The organism is Amycolatopsis sp. NPDC051106 (assembly GCF_040682775.1).
GTDB lineage: Bacteria > Actinomycetota > Actinomycetes > Mycobacteriales > Pseudonocardiaceae > Amycolatopsis.
This window is the reverse complement of the sequence record NZ_JBFBBQ010000033.1, coordinates 81,710-88,429: the sequence shown is the minus strand read 5'-3', so window position 1 is coordinate 88,429 and position 6,720 is coordinate 81,710. Positions and strand designations below refer to the sequence as shown.

The following is a 6,720-nucleotide window of genomic DNA, read 5'->3' as shown; positions in this document are numbered from 1 at the left end:
CCGGTCGACGCGCGCCGCGCCGCGCCGCCGCCGCGTCGTCCCCAGCCGCGGCCGGCCGCGCGGGCCCGCCGCAACTCCTTCCGCGGCGCGAAGATCGCGCTGGCCGTGGTGTCGCTGCTGGTGATGGGCCTGACCGGGTACGCGTGGGCCGCCATGCAGGGCCTGGTCAACGGGCTGAACTACGCGAACGTGATCAGTGACGGCGGCGGTGGCGACAAGCCCGCCGACGGCGCCCGCGACATCCTGCTCGTCGGCCTCGACAGCCGGACCGACGCCCAGGGCAACCCGCTCTCGCGCGAGGTGCTCGACGAGCTGCGCGCCGGCGACGCCGACGGCGAGCTCAACACCGACTCGCTGATCTTCGTGCACATCCCGAACGACGGCAGCAAGGCCGTCGCGATGTCGCTGCCGCGCGACTCCTACGTCGACATCCCCGGCTACGGCAAGCACAAGATCAACTCCGCTTACGCCCGGGCGATGCTGCAGGCCCGCAAGGACCTGCAGAAGCAAGGCGTCACCGACCCGAAGGAGCTCGACGTCAAGGCCAACCAGGCCGGGGCGAAAGAGCTCATCGAAACCATCGAGAAGCTCACCGGGTCGACCATCGACAACTACGCCGCGGTCAACCTGCTCGGCTTCAGCGACATCACGAAGGCCATCGGCGGCGTCGACGTCTGCCTCAACAACAACGTCAAGGACCAGTACTCCGGCGCGAACTTCACCAAGGGGCAGCACACGATCTCCGGCGTCGAGGCGCTCGAGTTCGTCCGGCAGCGCCACGGCCTGCCCAACGGCGACCTCGACCGGGTCGTCCGCCAGCAGGTGTTCATGGCCGGCATGGCCCGCAAGGTGCTCTCGGCCGGCACGCTGACCAACCCCGGCAAGCTGTCCGACCTGATCGACGCCATCAAGAAGTCGGTCGTGCTCAACCAGAACTGGGACATCTTCGGGTTCGCCCAGCAGATGAAGGGCCTGACCGGCGGCCAGCTCGAGTTCCGCACCATCCCGGTGAAGAACATCGAGTACAAGACCCCCGAGGACGGCGTCGCCATCCAGGTCGACCCGGCCGAGGTGAAGCAGTTCGTGCAGAGCCTCGCCGGGCCGCAGCCGGGCCAGGCGGCCCCGCCGGCGCAGCAGGCCGACCCCGCGAACAAGGCGACCACGGTCGACGTCCGCAACGCCTCCGGCAAGACCGGCCTGGCCGCGAGCGTCGCCAAGACCCTGGAGGGCAAGGGTTTCACCTCCGGCGACACGGCGAACTCGGCCTCGCGCAAGACGACGGTCATCTGGGTCCCCAAGGGTGGCAAGGACAAGGGCCAGGCCGTCGCGGACGCGCTCGGCGGCTCGCCGACGATCCAGGAGGACAAGAGCGTCCGGGCGGGACACGTGATGGTGTTCCTCGGCTCGGACTACGAAGGCCCGAGCTCCGGCACGGCCGCCGGTTCCGGCGCGGCCGCGGGTTCGTCGTCCTCTTCGGCCGCTCCGCCGCCGGTCGCGGACGAGGACAAGCCGATCACCGCCGAAGGCGTCCCCTGCGTCAACTGAGGACCGCCGGTTTTGCGACCGTCCATCAGGGACACTGACACCGATTTTGGGGCCTGCAAAGTGCAATTTGCAGACCGGACCCCCTGTCGTTAACCCGTTCGGCCTAACTCGCGCAATCGGTATCAAAGACATGCCCGGAATCGCGTAAGGGCCGGGCTCCTGCGCACTTACATACTTGTGAGGGTGCACCTGCACGGGAAAGTTGTCACCGCCGTGAGGGTGCCGCGGGAGAGCACGGCAGGGGACATTGATGTGCTGATCGACGCCGAGGACTACCAGCGGATTCTCGGAGACGAGCTCCGCAAGCTCAGGCGCAGCCGAGGGTGGACGCGCAAGGAGCTGAACCAGCACCTGCAGAGCGAGATCTCGCTGCAGACGCTGGCCACCTACGAACTGGGCACCAGACAGTGTTCCGTGGTGCGCCTGGTCGAGCTGTGCGTCGCGATGGACGAGCTGCCCCAGGACCTGCTGGCCAAGGTGCACCGCCGCGTGTTCGTCGACGAGCCCGGCCGGGTCCGCGTCGACCTGCGCAAGGTCGTCGCCGACGCCTCCCCCGAGCTGCTGCCGCTGCGCCGCTGGGCCGAGGACCGGCTGCGCCAGGCCGGTGAGCACGGGGCCGGCGAGGTCGCGCTCGACCTGCCGGCGCTGGAGCGCATGGCCGAACTGTGCGAGCTGCCGACCGTCGACCTGATCGGCCGCCTCCGCCGCTACGTCTCCCGCTGATCCCCGCGGTCCCCACCGGCCTCCTCCGCCGGTGGGGACCCGCCCGGGTCAGCCGAGGAGGAAGTCCTCGCGGCGCACCTTCCGCGTGTCCAGCCAGTACCGCCAGGTGAAGCCCGGCCAGATCGTCCGGTTGACGCCCTTCGCGTCCAGGTACCAGCTCTTGCAGCCCCCGCGCGTCCAGATCCCCTTCGCCAGCTTGCGCTGGATGTCGCCGTTGAACCGCTCCTGCACCTCGGGCTTCGGCTCGATGGCCCGCCCGCGGGCCAGCCGCAGCGCCTCGGCGACGTAGGAGATCTGCGCCTCGATCATGAACACGACGGAGTTGTGCCCGAGGCCGGTGTTCGGGCCGAGCAGGAAGAACAGGTTCGGGAAGCCGGCGACGGTGATCCCGAGGTGCGTCCGCATCCCCTCGGTCGCCCACTCCTTGCCCAGGTTGCGCCCCTCGCGCCCGACGATCTCCAGGTCGTCGAAGGCGTCGGTGACGTGGAAGCCGGTGCCGTAGACGATGACGTCGGCCTCGTGCTCGACACCCGCGGCGTCGACGACGCTGCGCTCCCGGACCTCGCGCACGCCGTCGGTGACGACCTCGACGTTGTCCCGGGCCAGCGCCGGGTAGTAGTCGTTGGAGATGAGCACGCGCTTGCAGCCCATCGTGTAGTCCGGGGTGACCTTGCGCCGCAGCACCGGGTCGGTGATCGCGCGGTCGATGTTGCGCTTGGCCAGGCGCTGCCCGAGCTTCATCACCCACGACTGGCCGTTGAAGCCGATCGCCCGCGCCTCGAGCAGCCAGTACAGGACGTTCCGGTAGGCGCGCTGGGCCGGCGGGAACGCCTTGAACAACGCGCGAGTGCGCCCGGACATCTCGTGGTCGGCCTTCGGCATGATCCACGGCGGCGTGCGCTGGAACAGCGTCAGCTCCCCCACCTCGGGCGCGATCTTCGGCACGAACTGGACGGCGCTGGCGCCGGTGCCGATCACGGCGACCTTCTTGCCCTTCAGGTCGACGTCGTGGCGCCACCGCGCCGAGTGGAACGCCGGACCGGCGAACTTCTCGATCCCCGGCAGCTCCGGGATCTGCGGCAGGTGCAGCGCCCCGACCCCGGCGACCAGCGCGCCCGCCACGAACTCGTCGCCGCCCCTCGTGGCGACGTGCCAGCGGTTCTCCTCGGCGTCCCAGCGGGCGCCGGTCATCTCCTGGCCGAAGCGGACGAACCGGCGCAGGTCGTGCTTGTCGGCGACCTCGCGCATGTAGCGCCAGATCTCCGGCTGCGGCGAGTACGCCCGCGACCAGTCCGGGTTCTGCTCGAAGGAGAACGAGTACATGTGCGACGGGATGTCGCAGGCGCACCCGGGGTAGCTGTTGTCCCGCCACGTGCCGCCGACGTCCTGGGCCTTCTCGAGGATGACGAAGTCGTCGCGGCCCTCCTTGCGCAGCTGGATCGCCATGCCGAGACCGGAGAACCCGGTCCCGACGATCACGACCCCGGTCTCCGTGCGGTTGCCCATCGCGCCTCCCGGTTTCCTGTTACCCGTCGTCCATCTTACTCAGAGTAGGTTACTAGCGGTAGAGTCTCACCCGTGACCACCGCGAAACGCAAGCGCATGCCCCGGGCCGAGCGGATGCGGCAGATGGTCGAGGTCGCCGAGCAGGTGTTTTCGGCGCGCGGCTACGCGGCGGCGTCCATGGACGAGATCGCCGAACTCGTGGGCGTCTCCAAGCCGATGCTCTACGAGTACTTCAACTCGAAGGAAGGCCTGCTGCTGGCCTGCATCCGCGAGTCGCGGTCGGTCCTGCGCGAAGTCACCGAGCAGGCGACGGTCGGCGCCGCGACCGCCGAGGACGCGCTGCGCCGCGGCCTGCTGGCCTTCTTCGTCTTCATCCGGGACCGGCGCGAGGCGTGGTCGCTGCTGCGCCACGAGATGGCCTTGATCGGCACACCGGCCGCCGACGAAGTCGAGGAAACCCGGCGCCAGCAGACCGACCTGATCGCCGCGCTGATGAGCGGCTACTTCGACAGCGGCGACGACCTGAGGGCCGAAGCGGCCGCGGAATTCGTGGTCGGAGCGTGCGAACGCCTCGCGATCTGGTGCGAGCGACACGATGAGGTGAACCCCGAAACGGCCACCGAATACGCCATGGACGTGCTGTGGAGCGGCCTGCAGAGCCGTGCACGGTAGCCTGCGCGTGCATTAGGCCATTCGGTCGTTACTCAGCGCTGTCGTGTCGTGTGACACAGAGTTGCTCTACGGTACTCAAGACACGGTAGAAAGTGTGCTGGACCTTCACGACCGAGAGGGGGCGCGGCAGCGCGATTCCGAAACCGGCGTCATGGAATCACGGAGACCGCGTCACGGTTGTGTAGGCAAGGAGAGGGGCGTGAGGCAGATGGTGGAAGCGATCACGGCGACGTACGTCCAAGAGGACGCCGACTGGACGATCACGGTCAGCGGCCGCGGCAAGGAGCTGACCGCCCGCGCACCCGGCATCATCGCCGCGCGCGACCGGGCCGACCAGCTGGTCGAGGAGCTCGGAGGCGACGGCCGGAACACCGTCGTCCACCTGCTCAACGGCAGCGCACTGGACTTCACCCAGACATACATGACCGCCCGGCTCACCCTGCCCAAGCAGGCGCCGCTCGAGGTCCCGCCGCCCGGCAGCGTGCCGAAGCAGCAAACCACCGAGAAGGCCCCGGACACCGCACCGGCCGCCGCCGAGAAGAAGCCCGCGCTGCCGCCGAGCAAGCAGCTCCCCAAAGCGGTCGAGGAGAGCAAACCGGCCGCCGAGCCGGCCCCCGCCGCCGAGAAGACGGCCGAGGCCCGCGCCTAGCGCTACTTCAGCAGCTTGCGCACCAACAGGACCAGCACGAGGATGCCCCCGCCGATCAGCGGGAACTTCACCTTCGGATTGTCCAGCTTGGCACGCAGGCCGTCCTTCGCCGACTCCGCCAGCTTCTTCGGATCGGCCTTGACGGTCAACTGATCGAGCGTCGCGGCCAAAGCCGTCCTGGCCTGCTCGATCTCACGCTCGATCGTCTCGGGATCGCGGGCCACGTGTCCTCCTCGCCGCAGTGACTTCCAGAGCCCCAACTTAGACGACCGCCCCACCCCCGCCGCAGGGGCCACGCCGCACGCTACGCTTCCAAGTGCTGCGGGCCCGTAGCCCAATTGGCAGAGGCACACGGTTTAGGTCCGTGCCAGTGAGAGTTCGAGTCTCTCCGGGCCCACGATCCGCTCACGAGTCCGGCTTGGCGCTTCGCGCCTACGCCAGTCTCCCTCGCTCCTTCGTATTTTCTGGGGGTGCAACCCCCAGACCCCGCCCGGCGGGCTTCGCCCCCGGACCCCCCGCCGTGGGTGGTCGCCTTTGGGCTTTGGCTGCCGGTTTGCTTCGCCCCCGGACCCCCGCCGTGGGTGGTCGCCTTTGGACTTTGGCCGCCGGTTTGCTTCGCCCCCGGACCCCCTCCGTGGGTGGTCGCCTTTGGGCTTTGGCTGCCGGTTTGCTTCGCCCCCGGACCCCCGCCGTGGTCAGCTTGGGGTTTGCGGCTGCCAGTTTTCTTCGGCGTAGGCCGCCAGGGTGCGGGGTTTCTTGCCTGTCAGGTGCTCGAAGTCTTTCGTGACCTGGCTGGATGCTCCTGCTCGGACCTCCTCGAACAGGTGCAGCATGTGGTTCACCCATGCTTCCGGGCGGCCGGACTTTGCGAAGTGGGCGCGGTGCTCTGTCGGTGTTGCGTCTACGTGGTGGATGGGGCGGCCTGATGTCTTGGCCAAGACCTCTGCCACCTCTCCGAATGTCAGTGAGTCTGGGCCTGTGATCGTGTAGGCGTGGCCGTTGTGACCTTCTTCTGTGAGGACTGTTGCCGCCGCTTCTGCCAGGTCGCGGGTGTCCGTGAATGCTGCTCGGCCCTCGCCGCTTCCCGCGTACAGCTCGTTGCTTTCGCGTAGTGCCTTGGCGAAGACCCACTCGTCCTCGTCGAAGTTCTGCATGAACCAGTTCGGGCGCAGGATCGTCCAGCTCCTGCCTGAGCTCTGGATGGCCAGCTCGACTGCTCGGCGCGGTGCGTTGTCCGGGGTTCGGCCTACTCCCGCGGCGGACATCAGGACCACGCGTTGTGCCGTTGGGACCGCGGCGAGGAAGCGTGTGAAGATCGCCGCCGCGTCGGCGTTGCTGTCCAGTCCTTTGAGGAACAGCGCCTCCGCGTCGCCCACCGCCGGGGCCCATGTTGTTTCGTCGTACCAGTCGAACTTCACCGGGGTTACCGAGCCGCTTGCTTTGCCGGGGTGACGGCTTGCCGCCCGGACCGGTATGCCCGCTGCCGTCAGCGCCTGCGCCACGCGTCGGCCGGCCTTGCCTGTCGCGCCTTCGATCCACACTGTCATCTCTTCAAGCTAGGCATGGTTGGCGAGACGGTGAATGGCTCAAAAGCGCGTTGTGTTGTCCCAGCGTCTTGCTAGGGT

The 6,720-nt window shown here is 68.5% G+C and carries 7 protein-coding genes and 1 tRNA gene; 5 read left to right on the top strand and 3 right to left on the bottom strand.

Annotated features, from left to right (window positions below; translation table 11 throughout):
- Both AB0M83_RS24425 and AB0M83_RS24420 read left to right on the top strand, forming a co-directional pair.
- A partial coding sequence (locus AB0M83_RS24425) for an LCP family protein (protein WP_364520642.1) occupies window positions 1–1,545 on the top strand: 1,545 nt, incomplete at its 5' end.
- Window positions 1,546–1,797: 252 nt separating this feature from the next.
- On the top strand, window positions 1,798–2,268 hold the full coding sequence (locus AB0M83_RS24420; protein WP_364520641.1) for a helix-turn-helix domain-containing protein: 471 nt from the start codon (window positions 1,798–1,800) through the stop codon (window positions 2,266–2,268).
- Window positions 2,269–2,316: 48 nt separating this feature from the next.
- Here AB0M83_RS24420 and AB0M83_RS24415 read toward each other — a convergent pair whose 3' ends face one another.
- Window positions 2,317–3,774 carry an NAD(P)/FAD-dependent oxidoreductase gene (locus tag AB0M83_RS24415; RefSeq protein ID WP_364520640.1) on the bottom strand — a complete coding sequence of 486 codons (1,458 nt, stop codon included), beginning with the start codon at window positions 3,772–3,774 and terminating at the stop codon, window positions 2,317–2,319.
- Window positions 3,775–3,846: 72 nt separating this feature from the next.
- Here AB0M83_RS24415 and AB0M83_RS24410 point away from each other — a divergent pair, with 72 nt between their 5' ends.
- Window positions 3,847–4,446, top strand: a complete 600-nt coding sequence (locus AB0M83_RS24410; protein ID WP_364520639.1) for a TetR/AcrR family transcriptional regulator — start codon at window positions 3,847–3,849, stop codon at window positions 4,444–4,446.
- 208 nt (window positions 4,447–4,654) lie between these two features.
- The gene (locus AB0M83_RS24405) at window positions 4,655–5,095 is read left to right on the top strand and encodes a hypothetical protein (RefSeq protein ID WP_364520645.1); all 441 of its coding nucleotides are present in this window, start codon (window positions 4,655–4,657) and stop codon (window positions 5,093–5,095) included.
- A 2-nt stretch (window positions 5,096–5,097) separates the two neighbouring features.
- On the opposite strand, the gene AB0M83_RS24400 is transcribed toward AB0M83_RS24405, so the two are convergent.
- On the bottom strand, window positions 5,098–5,319 hold the full coding sequence (locus tag AB0M83_RS24400; RefSeq protein ID WP_364520638.1) for a DUF3618 domain-containing protein: 222 nt from the start codon (window positions 5,317–5,319) through the stop codon (window positions 5,098–5,100).
- Between the two features lie 99 nt (window positions 5,320–5,418).
- Here AB0M83_RS24400 and AB0M83_RS24395 point away from each other — a divergent pair.
- Window positions 5,419–5,492: transfer RNA gene (locus AB0M83_RS24395), tRNA-Leu, on the top strand.
- Between the two features lie 298 nt (window positions 5,493–5,790).
- Here the strand turns inward: AB0M83_RS24395 and AB0M83_RS24390 are convergent.
- Complete coding sequence (locus AB0M83_RS24390; protein WP_364520637.1) at window positions 5,791–6,642, bottom strand: NAD(P)H-binding protein; 852 nt, start codon at window positions 6,640–6,642, stop codon at window positions 5,791–5,793.
- Window positions 6,643–6,720: the final 78 nt, after the last annotated feature.

Excerpts from the sequence above, each read along its gene's own strand:
- AB0M83_RS24415 (WP_364520640.1), bottom strand. The coding sequence starts at position 3,774 with ATGGGCAACCGCACGGAGACCGGGGTCGTGATCGTCGGGACCGGGTTC.
- AB0M83_RS24405 (WP_364520645.1), top strand. The coding sequence starts at position 4,655 with ATGGTGGAAGCGATCACGGCGACGTACGTCCAAGAGGACGCCGACTGG.
- AB0M83_RS24390 (WP_364520637.1), bottom strand. The coding sequence starts at position 6,642 with ATGACAGTGTGGATCGAAGGCGCGACAGGCAAGGCCGGCCGACGCGTG.